This window comes from Methylocella silvestris, from assembly GCF_002891535.1.
Classification (GTDB): domain Bacteria; phylum Pseudomonadota; class Alphaproteobacteria; order Rhizobiales; family Beijerinckiaceae; genus Methylocapsa; species Methylocapsa silvestris_A.
The window spans coordinates 1-917 of sequence record NZ_PDZR01000064.1; the positions used below are offsets into that span (position 1 = coordinate 1).

Annotated in this window: 2 pseudogenes; one reads left to right on the plus strand and one right to left on the minus strand. The window is 62.3% G+C overall.

The annotated features are described in order from the left end of the window. Window positions 1-125 (plus strand): annotated as a pseudogene (locus CR492_RS20240) (IS5 family transposase); the annotation flags it as partial. Window positions 126-782: 657 nt separating this feature from the next. On the opposite strand, the pseudogene CR492_RS20245 reads toward CR492_RS20240, so the two are convergent. Further along, window positions 783-917: pseudogene (locus CR492_RS20245) on the minus strand (IS5/IS1182 family transposase); the annotation flags it as partial.

A 917-nucleotide genomic window follows, 5' to 3' on the forward strand; every position in this document is an offset into this window, starting at 1 on the left:
TCAACAAACTGAAAAACTGGCGCCGCTTGGCGACCCGCTACGACAAGACCGCCGAAAGCTACCGCGGCTTCGTCCTCATCGCCGCCGTCCGACTATGGATGAGGGTATTTGTCAACAGGACCTAGACTTACGGGCGGCGATTCTGTCACTCGTTTGGCTTGGACTTGTGCGGCAAAGTAGATCGTCGTGTAGTCGCGTGTGCCCGGCCGCGAGCTTGTCTCGTCGGCGGCCGCAGCAGTAGATTTCTGCGGTGACGGCGAAGGAGGACGTCGAAATTCAAAGGATCGCTCCTTGTCCCGCAGGATCGCTGCGAATGCCGGGCTCGCCCGATCGTGTAAAATCGACTGCCAGATCGCGCCCTGCGCCCCTACCGGCCAACCAACGCGCCGCCCTAGCGTCGGCGCAACCCCATCAGCGCTCTGGTCGCCCGGCTGGACGATCCGAACTGCGGAACGACAGCCGGCTTTATCGCAGAAAGGAGTGGACTCGCGCGGCGAAGAGAGCGTCACTGTGGAAACGAGGAAAGTGCCCCTGGTCTGGCTGACCTGCCCCACTGGCGATGCGGCCATGGCGGGGTTGTGGTGGTGACGGCGCGTGCCGTCCCAACGCAAGAAGGATCCTCGAAAATGTCGCACAGCAAACCCCTGCCCAAGATCGCTTCGCCGAAAGCCCGTCGGGCCGCGGCGGCCTCCCCCATCGCTGCCAATGACGCGAAGGGCGAGGCCCAAGCGCAAGCCGCGGCCATCGCCTGCCCCGACCCGAGGCCCAGGTTGGGGACTCATTCAGGTCCATGAAATCATTATGGCGGCAAGTGCGAGGCCGGAGAGATAGTTTTGCGCGTGGCGATCATATCTTGTTGCGACGCGTCGCCAGTTCTTCAGCTTGCAGAACATGCGTTCAATGACGTTTCGGCGTTT